Genomic DNA, 11,289 nt, shown 5'->3' with positions numbered 1-11,289 from the left:
ATCCCATCCCGAACTCGGAAGTGAAACGCAGCTGCGCCGATGGTAGTGTGGCCTAAGCCATGCGAGAGTAGGTCATCGCCAGGGTTTTTACCCCGAAAACCCCGCTGCTCACGCAGCGGGGTTTTCTTTTTGTCTGCGTTTCAGCCCCTCCCACCACGGACGCACGGGTCGCCGCGCTCGGCGATGCCGACACCCTGGTGGCCATGCGCGAACGCACACCGATCACCGCGGCACTGTTGGCCCGCCGGCCCTGTCTACGCCTGCTGATCACCAGCGGCATGCGCCATGCGGCCATCGATGTCGCGGCAGCGAAAGCGCAGGGCGTCATCGTCTGCGGCACCGACAGCCATCCCGAGCCTGCCGTGGAGATCACCTGGGCGCTGATCCTCGGCCTGATGCGCCACCTGGTGCCTGAGGCCAATGCATTGCGCAGCGACGGGCCGTGGCAGCAGACGGTCGGCCGTGACCTGCATGGTGCGCGGTTGGGACTGCTGGGAGTGGGGAAGATCGGTCAGCGCGTGGCGCAGATCGGCCAGGCGTTCGGGATGCAGGTCAGTGCAGGGCGTCCGAATCTCGACGCGCCACGTGCGGCGGCGGCGGGGGTGCAATGGGCTACATCGCAGCAGGCCCTGTTCGCTGGCAGCGAGGTGGTGTCGCTGCACCGGGTCCTGGGCGAACGCAGCCCCGCGATCGTGGATGCCGACACGCTGGCCTGCATGCCGGCACACGCATGTCTGATCAATACCGCACGCGCGGGCCGGATCGATCAGCAGCCGTTGATCGACGCCCTGACTGACAAGCGCATCGCCGGTGCTGGCCTGGATGTCTTCGACATCGAACCCCTCCCGGCCGGGCATCCGCTGCGCACATTGCCCAACGTATTGGCGACGCCCCCTCTGGGCTACGTCACCGCGCGCAATTACCGGGACTATTTCGGCCAGGCGGTCGAGACTATCGCCGCCTGGCTGCAGGGCGCGCCGAAACGCGTGCTGGACTGACGCCGGTCAGGCCACCGCGGCCGGGCGGTACGCCTGTTCCTGATGACGGAACACGGCCACTGCCTGGGTCAGGTCGGCAGCCTGCGCCTCCAACAGGCGTGCCGCTGCACTCGCCTCTTCGACCAACGTCGCATTCTGCTGGGTGGCATCGTCCATCTGCGCCACCGTCCGGTTGACCTGATCGATGCCGGCGGCCTGCTCCTGCGAGGCCGAAGAGATCTCGGCCATGATGCCGCTGACACCGGCCACGCTGCTCACAATCTCGCCCATGGTCTGCCCGGCGTCCTGGACCAGGCGCGCGCCGTCGGCAACCTGTACCACGGAGGCATCGATCAGGCCCTTGATCTCCTTGGCGGCCTCGGCCGAACGCTGGGCCAGGCTGCGTACCTCGCTGGCCACCACCGCGAAGCCGCGGCCCTGCTCGCCTGCACGTGCTGCTTCCACGGCGGCGTTGAGGGCAAGAATATTGGTCTGGAAGGCGATCCCGTCGATGACGCGCGTGATGTCGCCGATGCGGTGAGAGGCGGTCTGGATGGCGTCCATGGTGGTCACCACCTCGCTCACCACCCGACTGCCGCGGGTGGCGACGTCATGCGCGCCGTGCGCCAACGCACTGGCCTGGCGCGCGTGTTCGGCATTCTGTCGCACGGTGGAGGTCAGCTCCTCCATCGAGGCGGCGGTTTCCTCCAGATGGGCAGCCTGGCGTTCGGTACGCTCGGACAGATCATCGTTGCCACTGGCGATCTCACTGGCGGCCAGCGAAATCGAGCCGGTGCACTGCTTGATCCGTTCGACCATCGCGGTCAGTTGCTCCGCCGTCGCATTGGCATCGCGCTGCATGGCCTGGAACGACCCGTGGAAGTCGCCCCGCATGCGCTGGTCCAGATCGCCATCGGCCAGTGCCGAGAGCATGCGGCGGATCTCACCGACCGTGCCACCCACGCTGTCCAGCAGCTGATTGATGCCGCCGGTCAGGCCGTTGAGGAAGCTCGCGCCTCCGTCCGTGGCCTGCAGCCGGCGATCAAGATCGCCCTTGCTGGCGGCCTCGACGATATCGGCCACGGCATGTTCCAGCAGCAGTTCGTGGGTGCGGTCATGCCATTCCACCGCGAAGCCCTGGCGCTGGCCCTTCGCATCGAATACCGGCGTGACAACCTGGGCGAAGTGCACCGGGCCGATCCGCACACGCCCGTGATGGGTGACCATCAGCGTATTGAGGATGGCGCGGATGCGGTCCGGATTGGCATGGAAACGGTGGATGCTGCTGCCGACCAGGCGCTCGGCGTCGAAGTCGGGGAAGGCCTCACGCAGGCTGGTCTGCTGGTTGCGCAGCAAGCTCACCACCGACTGGTTCACGTAGCGGATCACGTGGTCGTTGTCGGCGATCATCATTGCGGTGCGGGAGACATCCAGTGCCTGCCGGACCTGGGCATCGTGCGTATGTTCGACACTGTCGCGCGCCTGCGCGCGGGCTGCCTCCGCGGCCAGCGAGACCGACCGCATCTCTGCCTGCCGCAACGCCTGGCCCTGCTGCCGCACGCGCAGCGCGACCAGGCCCAACAGCACGGCCGCGACTGCCACCGGAAGCAGCGCCCAAGGCTGCCGCTGCCAGATCGCGGCGGTTACCGCGGCGGCAAGCAGCACCCCGGCGGAGATCAGATAGGCGGCATCCGTGGACGGCCGGGACGTGCGCGTGCGCAGCAGATCGGGTGGGCGGGAGGTGGCATCGGGCATGGCGGACATGAGGGCTCCAGAATCAGCAGAAAACGGAAAGCCCGCGGCGTGATCGCGCGCAGGCGGATGCCACACCCGTCACCGGCGAAGCGGTGGGTGCAGCAGCGGAAGGAAGCAGGGGGGCACGCGCAGAGCAGGTGACGGCAGGTGCCGTGTCGGCGGTGGCGATCACCGCCGGCATGGCCCGGTCCTGTGGGCGATGGCACGGCCAATCCGGCATTGCGACGACGTTCCCTGGAAGCCTGGGTGATGCGCGGCTTCGCAACGGCGGAGCAAGCGACGACAGTGCGGCCGACGAAGATCGGCCTGCATCATCGGTATCGGTCGTTGCCGGGATAAGTTGAGTGCGACCGTGTGTCGCACCGTGCAGGGCTTACCCGGCGAGGAAGCCCTGGATCACCTCAGCGACCACCTGCGGATGCTCCATGTGCAGATGATGCGTGCCCGGGAACACCGCCAAGCGGCCTTCGCGCAGCAACGAGATGCGCTGGCTGCGCAACGGCTCCGGGTAATACGACTGCGCTGGCGTGGCGTAGATCACCTGGGTCGGGCATTCGATCGCGGCGAGCAGGTCGTCGATCTGCGCTTCGCTCAGGCGCATCGCGGTGGGCAGCATCAGGCGCTGATCGCTGCACCAGCTGAAACCCCCTTCAACCGGCTTGACGCCGCGTTCGACCAGCAGGCGCGCGCACGGCTCGCTGAGCTGGTTGGCCATCATGCGGGCGCGGATCGGCGCGGCCAGATCGGGGAACACGCGCAGTCTGCGGGTGGGCAGCGCCCGCGCGGCACGCACATGCTCACGCAGGCGCTGTGCGGTTTCATTCTCCGGGCCCCGCAGACCGCCGAGGGCCTCGATCGCGATCAGGCGTTCGACGCGTTCGGGTGCGGCCGCCGCGGTAAGGCTGGCAATGCCGGCGCCCATCGAGTGGCCGAGCAGCACGAAGCGGTCCCAGCCCAGCGCATCAGCGACGTCGAGCACGTGGCAGATCGCACCGGGCGTGTTGTATTGCGTGCCGGGCGGCAGATGCGCGCTGTGGCCGTGGCCGGGCAGATCGATCGCGACCAGCGCCAGATCCGGTAGTTGCGCGGCCAACGGTACGAAGCTGGCCGCGTTGTCGAGCCAGCCATGCAGCGCCAGGACGCGCGTGCCGCCGGTCTCACCCGACCGCAGGCCGGCCACGGTGCTGCCGGCAACCGGCAGCGAGAACGGCTGCAGCGTCATGCCAGCGCCGCGATGCTCAGCCGCGACAGGGCCAGTGCATGCGCGTGCGCGTCGTTGAGGCAGGGGATGTAGCGCATTGTCGCGCCGCGCTCGGCCACGGTCTCGGTAAAGCCCATCGCCACTTCTTCCAGGGTTTCCAGGCAGTCGGTGGCAAAGCCGGGGCAGACCACGTCCATGCTGCGCACGCCCTTCTCGGCCATCGCCCACAGGGTGGGTTCGGCGTAGGGCTGGAGCCACTTCTCACGGCCGAAACGCGATTGGTAGGTCAGCTGCCAGGCATCGTCGGCCAGCTCCAGCGCGTGGGCGATCGCGTGGGCGCTGGCTTCGCAGCGCTGCGGATACGGATCGCCGGCGTCGGCCAGGCGCTGTGGAATGCCGTGGAAGGAAAACACCAGTTTCTCGCCGCGCCCATGCTGCTCCCACCACTGGCGGATGCTGCCGGCGACGGCGGCGACCCAGTCCGGATCGACCGCGTAATCGCGCACCAGGGTCACGGTGACGCCGGGATGCTTCGGCTGCCACTCGCGCACCTGGTCCTCGATCGAGGCCGTGGTGGTGGTCGAATACTGCGGGTACAACGGCAGTACCACGATCCGTTTCATGCCTTCGGCGGCCAGCCGGTCCAGCTCGGCCGGCAGCGCCGGGGCGCCATAACGCATCGCATGGCGCACCCGCAGATCGGGCATCAGGCCCTGCATGGCCTCGGCCAGCCGGCGCGTGTAGACCATCAGCGGGGAGCCCTCCGGCAGCCAGACCTGGGCGTACTTGGCGGCCGAGCGACCACTGCGCAATGGCAGGATCAGCCCGAACAGCAAGGGTTTCCAGAACAGCGGCGGAATCGCGACCACGCGCGGATCGCTGAGGAACTCAGCCAGGTAGCGACGCACCGCCGGGGCGGTTGGCGTCTCGGGCGTGCCTAGATTGACCGCCAGCACGGCGGTGTCGGGTGCGTCGAGCATGCCGCCATTCTCGCAGGTCTGCGCGATTGGCGGGATGGATTTGGATGATGAACGCGATCCAGCGTGCATATCGATAGCCAGGAATACTCATTGCCGATTCATCGCCGGCCTTCTAACGTCGAGAAGCGTATCGACCCCGGTCGTACCTGCCGCTATCTTGTATGAATCGACTTTCTGGAGCCCACCCATGCGCCGCCTCAGCCTTGTTCTGCTGATCTCCGCCAGCCTGCTGTCGACCCAGGCCATGGCCGGGCCACAGGAGGACCAGCGCGCCCGCAATGCCGTGCGCGTCCTGAATGAAATCCAGGACATCCCCGAGCAGGGGATTCCCGACAAGCTGCTCGACGAAGGCCGAGCGGTCATCGTCATTCCCGATACGATCAAGGCCGGCCTGGTGATCGGCGGCCGTCGCGGCCATGGCTTGATGTCCGTCAAGACGCCCGATGGCAGCTGGTCCAACCCGGTGTTCGTGAAGCTCACCGGCGGCAGCATCGGCTTCCAGGCCGGCGTGCAGTCCTCCGATGTAGTGCTGGTGTTCCGCAACGACCGCAGCCTGGACAATCTCGTCAACGGCAAGTTCACCCTGGGCGCCGATGCCGGCGTCGCCGCCGGACCGGTCGGTCGCAACGCCGCCGCCGCCACCGATGGCCAGCTGAAGGCTGAGATCTGGTCCTGGTCGCGCGCCCGTGGCCTGTTCGCCGGTGTGGCGCTGGATGGCGCCGTGCTGCAGATCGACGATGCCGCCAACCTGGACGCCTACGGCAGCAACACCACGCCGCGCATGGTGTTCGAAGGCCGTGTCGGCGAGCCGCCCTCGGTGGACGTGGTCGCCTTCCGTGATCGCCTGGAGGAAGCCACCTATACCGCCCGCGAGAAGCGCGGCACTGCGGGCAATGCCCCAGCGCCGGCCGCTGCGCCGCGCGCCGCCGCCGTACCGGTTCGACCTGAACAGGCACCTGCCCCGGCCCCTGCTGGCGCGACCACGGCCCCGTTGCAGTCCGTGCCGGCGCAACCGGCCCCGCAGCAGGGCTTCCAGCCGGTTGGCGACGGTGAAGTCCGTACCGAATCGCTGGACGGCAACTGACTTTTGTCACGCGCGCCGGCTTACCGCCGGTGCGCTATGCTCAACCGTCTGATCACTACGTAACGCGAGCGAGTCATGGGCAGTTTCAGCATCTGGCATTGGTTGGTCGTGCTGGTCATCGTTCTGCTGGTGTTCGGCACCAAGAAACTGACCAGCGGCGCCAAGGACCTTGGCAGCGCCGTCAAGGAATTCAAGAAGGGCATGCGCGACGAGGACAAGCCGAACGCGCAGCTCAGCGACAGTTCGCGTCCGCAGGACTCGACGACGACGTCGCAGACCGAGCACGACCGCGACCCGCGCTGATCCGGGCGGCTTGGCGTGTTCGATATCGGTTTCAGTGAACTGCTGGTCATCGCGGTGGTGGCCTTGGTCGTCCTCGGCCCCGAGCGGCTGCCCAAGGCGGCCCGCTTTGCCGGGCTGTGGGTGCGCCGTGCCCGCAACCAGTGGGATTCGGTGAAGCAGGAGCTCGAGCGTGAACTGCACGCCGAAGAGATCAAGCGGCAGTTCGATGATGTGAAAACCTCGATGCGCGATACCGAGTCGCAGCTGCGCGCCAGTGGCGAAGCGGTGCGCCGCGATGCCGAGCAGATGCGCCAGGACGTGGCACGGCAGGGCGATGACGTCGCCGCGGCTGCGGACGACGAACCGGTGATGACCGGCCCCGCACCAGGTTCCCCGGCCAGCGTGGCCCAGCATGTGGTGGCCCCCGAGGAGGCCGAGCCGCCGCGCGATGCGATGGCGCCGCCGGGCATCGATGGCAGCGCACCGCGTGCAGATCCGCCGGCGGCCCTGCCGCCGTCGACTGACACCGCGCCGCTTACGCCTGTGCCCACGCCGCCGAACGACGAGGCACCGCGATGAGCGAGCATGAAAGCAACGAGAGTTCGCTGGTCGAACACCTGATCGAGCTGCGTGCGCGCCTGGTGCGCGCGTTGATCGGCCTGGGCGTGGTGCTGCTGGGGTTGATGCCGTTCTCGCGGCAGATCTACACGATGATCGCCGAACCGCTGATCTCGCAGCTGCCGAACGGGCAGACGATGATCGCGACCAATCCGGCCGGCGCGTTCTTCGCGCCGTTGAAACTGACCTTCTTCGTGGCGGTGTTCATCGCCGTGCCGTGGCTGCTGTTCCAGCTGTGGTCGTTCGTGGCGCCGGGCCTGTATGCCCGCGAAAAACGCCTGGCCGTACCGTTGCTGGCCTCGTCGGTACTGCTGTTCTATCTGGGCTGCGCGTTCGCGTACTTCCTGGTGTTGCCGGCGGTGTTCCACTTCCTCACCACGTTCCGCCCGGAGGTGATTGCGATCACACCGGATGCGACGGCGTACCTGGATTTCGTGCTGGCGATCTTCTTCGCCTTCGGCACCAGCTTCGAGCTGCCGGTGGCGATGGTGATCCTGGTGCTGCTGGGCTGGATCACGCCGCAGCAGTTCAAGGAAGGCCGCGGCTATGCGATCGTCGGCATCTTCGTGCTGGCCGCGGTGCTGACGCCGCCGGACGTGGTCTCGCAGCTGATGCTGGCCATTCCGATGTGCCTGCTTTACGAACTGGGCATCCACGCCGCGCGCTGGCTGGTGCCGCGCCCGGGCGGGAAAGAGCAGCCGGAGTAAGGCACAAACAAAAACCCCGGCCTCGGCCGGGGTTTTCGTTGATCAGGCGGCGAACACGTTGTTCGGGCCCGGCATCGGCGGCGGGGTCTGCGGCCCCTGTTGGCCGAACATCTGCTTCCACGCCGTGTAGATGGCACCGGCGAAGACCGGCATCACCACGCCCATCAGCAGCAGCTGCGCAACGAACAGCGCGAGCATCGTGCCGCCGATCAGCTGCGCGATCAGGGCCACCAGCATCACGCCGAAATAGATCGCAAACACCGCCACGAAGGCGAGCAGGAAGAACACCAGCATCGCCAGCACGTTGTGCAGGCAGGCGCGCAGGCTCAGGCGCATCGCCTGTAGGCCGTTGCGATGCTCGAACATCACCTGCGGCGGCAGGGTGAACAGCGCCAGCGCCATGGCCAGGAAGGTGACCACCACCAGTGCCAGCCAGAGCAGGATGCGCATCGCCGGCAGGCTCGCCATCAGCTCTTCGATCTGCGCCGGGTCCGGCTGCGCGCCGGACTGGCTGATCGCGTTGAGCTGCACCATCACCTCGCTCAGGTGCTGCAGGCCACTGCTGCCGATCAGCACCAGCAACAACACGCCCAGGAACAGGCCGGCCACCAGCTGCGGCAGCAGCGAGGCGAGCAGGTTCAAGGCGCGGCCTTCCTGCAGGCCCTGCAGCAGGTGCGCAGGCTGCGCCACGCGACCCTGGTCGACTTCGCGCACGGCCCACACCAGGCCGCCGAAGAACAGCGGGCCGGCCAGTGCCATCAACAGCTGCGCCAGCGTGCTCAGCGCCGGGCTGACCATCGCCAGCGACATCACCAGCAACGCGGCCACGGCCCAGATCACGCCGAGCAGGCCCAGCGCCAACGGCGCCTTGCGCAGCAGGGTGAAACCCGACACCAGCCATTCCGCGCCGGCGGAGGCCGGCAGCTTGCGAATCTCGCTCATAACATTCCGGGACAGGGGAGAAGGCGCGAACGCCCGATTGCGGTCGATTATCCCTGTTTTCCCGGCGCGTGACCTGAAGGCCGCCCTGCGCGGCGCGGACGCTGCGTTGCGTCCGGGGGCATGCCGGTGCAGCCCTCAGGCGTTGCGTGCCTGGCGGACGAAACGGCGCAGCAGCTGGCGGGCCAGCGGGGCGGCGCTGACGTCGCGGGCGACACTGCGCGCGCAACCGCCGTGCTGGCGGATGCACTCGGCGCGGGCGCGGACGTAGCCGCGCATGTGGTGGGTGGCGAACTCCGGATGGAACTGCACGCCCCAGGCATGTGCGCCCCAGCGGAAGGCGTGGCAGTTGTCCTGCGCCGAGCGTGCCAGGATCGCCGCGCCCTCGGGCGCGCGCAGCACGGTCTGCAGGTGGGTGGCATGGGCCGGGAAGCGCGCCGGCAGGCCGCCGAACAGCGGATCGTCCACCGCCGAAGGATCCAGCGCCAGCTCGATCGTGCCGGACTCGCGGCCGGCCGGGTTGTAGGCCACTTCGCCGCCCAGCGCGTGGGCGAGCAGCTGGTGGCCATAGCAGATGCCGAACACCGGCCGGTCGTCGTGGGCGGCAGCGCGCAGCCACTGCGCGCTGCGTTCGCTCCACTCGGCGCGGTCGGTGACGTAGGCGGCCGAACCGCTGACGATCACCCCGGCAAAATCGCGGTGGCTGGGCAGGGTGCCGCCCTGCTCGACATCGACCACCACGGTCTCGTCGGCGTCCAGCCCGGCCGCGACCCGGATCCAGTGCGAAAACCGCCCGTAACGGCGCAGCGAGGCGACGGGTTGGCCGGTTTCAAGAATCAGGAATGGGGCGGAATTCATCCGGGGGAGGCAGGACCGAGAGGACTTCCTCGATTGTAGTCAGCCCTGCCGCTACCTTTTCAAGTCCCGCGCGACGCAGGGTTCGTACCCCTTCAGCACGTGCGGCACGGTTGAAGGCGGCCAGATCCATGTCCGCGCGGATGTGTCGGCGCAGGCTGGAACCCAATGGCAGCAACTCATACAGGCCCACGCGGCCCAGGAAACCGGTGCGTCGGCAGTCGATGCAGCCGACCGGTGCATATGGCGTGGGCGCCTCAGGTAATGCCGCATCGGCATCAGTCAGCACCGCCCATTGCTCGGCCGAGAGCACCGTCGGCACCTTGCAACTGCTGCACAGGGTGCGCACCAGCCGCTGGGCCAGCACCCCGTTGAGGGTGGAGGCGAGCAGGTAATGCGGCACGCCCAGATCGAGCAGACGGGTGATCGCCGAGGGCGCATCGTTGGTGTGCAGGGTGGACAGCACCAGGTGGCCGGTGAGCGAGGCCTGGACCGCCATCTGCGCGGTCTCCAGATCGCGGATCTCGCCGATCATGATGATGTCCGGGTCCTGCCGCAGCAGGGTGCGCACGCCGCTGGCGAAATCCAGGTCGATGTTGGTCTGCACCTGCATCTGGTTGAACTCCGGTGCGATCATTTCGATCGGGTCTTCCACCGTGCAGACATTCACGTCCGGGGTGGCCAGCCGCTTCAGCGTGGAATACAGGGTGGTGGTCTTGCCCGAGCCGGTCGGCCCGGTGACCAGCACGATGCCGTGCGGGCGCTCGACCAGGGCGGTCCAGCCGGCCGCTTCCTGCGGGCTGAAGCCGAGCTGGTCGATGCTCTTGAAGGCGGCATCCGGGTCGAAGATGCGCATCACGCACTTTTCGCCGAACGCGGTGGGCATGGTCGACAGGCGCATTTCCACTTCGCGCCCGCCCGGGGAGCGGGTCTTGATGCGGCCGTCCTGCGGGCGCCGGCGCTCGGCCAGGTCCATCCGGCCCAGCACCTTGATCCGGCTGACCACGGCGGTCATCACCGCCGGCGGCACCTCGAACACCTTGTGCAGCACGCCATCGATGCGGAAGCGCATGCGGCCCATGTCGCGGCGTGGCTCCAGATGAATGTCCGAGGCGCGCTGCTCGTAGGCGTACTGCAGCAGCCAATCCACGATGTGCACGATGTGCTGGTCGTCGGCGTTGACGTCGCCGGCGCGGCCCAGTTCCACCAGCTGCTCGAAGCTGGGCAGGGTGCTGCTGGTCTCGCCGCGGACATCGCCACGGGCGCCGCGCACCGAGCGCGTCACCCCGTAGAACTCCATGGTGTAGCGGTGCAGATCGAGCGGGTTCACCATCGCCAGCTCGATCCGGCGGCGGCTCAGGTGTTGCAGGTCGCGCAACCATTCCTGGGCCAGCGGCTCGCTGGTGGCGACCAGCACGCGCTCGCTGTCCACCGCCAGCGGCAGGAAGCGGTGGCGGCGGGCATAGGCATGGGAAACCAGGGCGGTGACCGCCGAGACGTCGACCCGGGTCGGGTCCACCCGCAGGTAGCGCACGCCCGCGCGCTGGGCCAGCCACTCGCTCAGGCGCTCCAGGCCGAGCTCACCGCCTGCGCTGGCGCCCAGTTTAAGGTTGGCCAGCAGCACCAGCGGGTGGACCTCGCTGGCATTGCGTGCGCCCGGGGCGGAAAAGCGGATGCGCTCCAGATCGGCGGCGGCGACCAGGCCATCGGCAACCAGGGCTGCGGCGACCTGGTCGAAATCCAGCCGCCCGTGCGGCAGGGGCACGCCCCCGGCAGGGACGCTGGCATAAGCCGCTGGCAGGCGTGGATCCATCCTCCATTTCCCCAGGCACGGAAGGCCCGTGCGGTCGGTCGCTATACTAGCGCACCCCTTCTGCAGGCAAGAATCCGC

11 protein-coding genes are annotated in these 11,289 nt (G+C 68.1%); 5 read left to right on the top strand and 6 right to left on the bottom strand.

Annotation, left to right across the window (positions count from 1 at the left end):
* The first annotated feature begins 74 nt into the window (after positions 1-74).
* Positions 75-998 (top strand): D-2-hydroxyacid dehydrogenase family protein, encoded by a 924-nt coding sequence (locus ABE422_RS06925; protein ID WP_346482719.1) that lies wholly within the window; start codon positions 75-77, stop codon positions 996-998.
* A gap of 6 nt (positions 999-1,004) precedes the next feature.
* Here ABE422_RS06925 and ABE422_RS06920 read toward each other — a convergent pair whose 3' ends face one another.
* The 3 genes from ABE422_RS06920 to hemH form a co-directional block, all read right to left on the bottom strand.
* Positions 1,005-2,741, bottom strand: a complete 1,737-nt coding sequence (locus tag ABE422_RS06920; RefSeq protein ID WP_346482714.1) for a methyl-accepting chemotaxis protein — start codon at positions 2,739-2,741, stop codon at positions 1,005-1,007.
* A gap of 364 nt (positions 2,742-3,105) precedes the next feature.
* The gene (locus ABE422_RS06915) at positions 3,106-3,954 is read right to left on the bottom strand and encodes an alpha/beta hydrolase (RefSeq protein ID WP_313211937.1); all 849 of its coding nucleotides are present in this window, start codon (positions 3,952-3,954) and stop codon (positions 3,106-3,108) included.
* On the bottom strand, positions 3,951-4,913 hold the full coding sequence (gene hemH, locus ABE422_RS06910; protein ID WP_313211936.1) for a ferrochelatase: 963 nt from the start codon (positions 4,911-4,913) through the stop codon (positions 3,951-3,953). Before hemH ends, ABE422_RS06915 begins: the two co-directional genes overlap by 4 nt.
* A gap of 187 nt (positions 4,914-5,100) precedes the next feature.
* Between hemH and ABE422_RS06905 the strand changes: the two genes are divergently transcribed.
* The 4 genes from ABE422_RS06905 (at position 5,101) to tatC (ending at position 7,604) form a co-directional block, all read left to right on the top strand.
* Positions 5,101-5,997, top strand: coding sequence for a YSC84-related protein (locus ABE422_RS06905; protein WP_313211935.1), 897 nt, complete (start codon positions 5,101-5,103; stop codon positions 5,995-5,997).
* A 75-nt stretch (positions 5,998-6,072) separates the two neighbouring features.
* Positions 6,073-6,300 carry a Sec-independent protein translocase subunit TatA gene (tatA, locus tag ABE422_RS06900; protein WP_019185586.1) on the top strand — a complete coding sequence of 76 codons (228 nt, stop codon included), beginning with the start codon at positions 6,073-6,075 and terminating at the stop codon, positions 6,298-6,300.
* Positions 6,301-6,315: 15 nt separating this feature from the next.
* Complete coding sequence (tatB, locus tag ABE422_RS06895) at positions 6,316-6,858, top strand: Sec-independent protein translocase protein TatB (RefSeq protein ID WP_346482713.1); 543 nt, start codon at positions 6,316-6,318, stop codon at positions 6,856-6,858.
* Positions 6,855-7,604, top strand: a complete 750-nt coding sequence (gene tatC / locus ABE422_RS06890) for a twin-arginine translocase subunit TatC (RefSeq protein ID WP_102788725.1) — start codon at positions 6,855-6,857, stop codon at positions 7,602-7,604. Before tatB ends, tatC begins: the two co-directional genes overlap by 4 nt.
* Before the next feature lie 42 nt (positions 7,605-7,646).
* Here tatC and ABE422_RS06885 read toward each other — a convergent pair whose 3' ends face one another.
* From ABE422_RS06885 to ABE422_RS06875, 3 genes are all read right to left on the bottom strand, one after another.
* A complete protein-coding gene (locus ABE422_RS06885; protein WP_313219253.1) occupies positions 7,647-8,546 on the bottom strand; it encodes a BPSS1780 family membrane protein in 900 nt (299 codons plus the stop codon).
* 135 nt (positions 8,547-8,681) lie between these two features.
* A complete protein-coding gene (locus ABE422_RS06880) occupies positions 8,682-9,401 on the bottom strand; it encodes a glutamine amidotransferase (RefSeq protein WP_313211932.1) in 720 nt (239 codons plus the stop codon).
* Positions 9,373-11,211: an ATPase, T2SS/T4P/T4SS family gene (locus ABE422_RS06875; protein WP_313211931.1), complete on the bottom strand. Its 1,839-nt coding sequence runs from the start codon at positions 11,209-11,211 to the stop codon at positions 9,373-9,375. The genes ABE422_RS06880 and ABE422_RS06875 overlap by 29 nt, the downstream gene beginning before the upstream one ends.
* Positions 11,212-11,289 lie beyond the last annotated feature (78 nt).

It is taken from the genome of Stenotrophomonas sp. TWI1151 (assembly GCF_039673135.1).
GTDB lineage: Bacteria > Pseudomonadota > Gammaproteobacteria > Xanthomonadales > Xanthomonadaceae > Stenotrophomonas.
This window is presented reverse-complemented; position numbering and strand designations above follow the sequence as displayed.

What these genes read in the sequence shown, in the direction of transcription:
- tatC (WP_102788725.1), top strand. Translation starts at nt 6,855, where the DNA reads ATGAGCGAGCATGAAAGCAACGAGAGTTCGCTGGTCGAACACCTGATC.
- ABE422_RS06905 (WP_313211935.1), top strand. Translation starts at nt 5,101, where the DNA reads ATGCGCCGCCTCAGCCTTGTTCTGCTGATCTCCGCCAGCCTGCTGTCG.
- ABE422_RS06885 (WP_313219253.1), bottom strand. Translation starts at nt 8,546, where the DNA reads ATGAGCGAGATTCGCAAGCTGCCGGCCTCCGCCGGCGCGGAATGGCTG.
- ABE422_RS06920 (WP_346482714.1), bottom strand. Translation starts at nt 2,741, where the DNA reads ATGTCCGCCATGCCCGATGCCACCTCCCGCCCACCCGATCTGCTGCGC.
- tatA (WP_019185586.1), top strand. Translation starts at nt 6,073, where the DNA reads ATGGGCAGTTTCAGCATCTGGCATTGGTTGGTCGTGCTGGTCATCGTT.
- ABE422_RS06915 (WP_313211937.1), bottom strand. Translation starts at nt 3,954, where the DNA reads ATGACGCTGCAGCCGTTCTCGCTGCCGGTTGCCGGCAGCACCGTGGCC.
- ABE422_RS06880 (WP_313211932.1), bottom strand. Translation starts at nt 9,401, where the DNA reads ATGAATTCCGCCCCATTCCTGATTCTTGAAACCGGCCAACCCGTCGCC.
- ABE422_RS06875 (WP_313211931.1), bottom strand. Translation starts at nt 11,211, where the DNA reads ATGGATCCACGCCTGCCAGCGGCTTATGCCAGCGTCCCTGCCGGGGGC.
- hemH (WP_313211936.1), bottom strand. Translation starts at nt 4,913, where the DNA reads ATGCTCGACGCACCCGACACCGCCGTGCTGGCGGTCAATCTAGGCACG.